This is a genomic window from Pseudoalteromonas sp. S4492 (genome assembly GCF_005886115.1).
Lineage (GTDB): Bacteria > Pseudomonadota > Gammaproteobacteria > Enterobacterales > Alteromonadaceae > Pseudoalteromonas > Pseudoalteromonas gelatinilytica.
Genome location: NZ_PNCP01000246.1, coordinates 1 through 207 on the forward strand (window position 1 = coordinate 1; position 207 = coordinate 207).

Here is a 207-nt window from a genome sequence, read left to right on the forward strand (position 1 = left end):
GTATTGAGATAACCGTGAATGGCAAACCATTTGGAAGCACTATCAGGGACAATAACTACGAAGATGATTATTACCGCTACCATGACCTATTTCATTTTTCCTACGCCACCTGTCTGGGATGGTCTCCAACTGCCAGAGGGCTTATGCACAAGAAGCGCCAAAGCAATGAGAAGGTCAATGAAATTGAAGATGGTGGAAGAGCTATAG

Annotated in this window: 1 protein-coding gene; it reads left to right on the plus strand. The window is 44.0% G+C overall.

The features are described from left to right. Positions 1–14 precede the first annotated feature (14 nt). A partial coding sequence (locus tag CWC28_RS22135) for a MazG C-terminal domain-containing protein (RefSeq protein ID WP_502704942.1) occupies positions 15–207 on the plus strand: 193 nt, incomplete at its 3' end.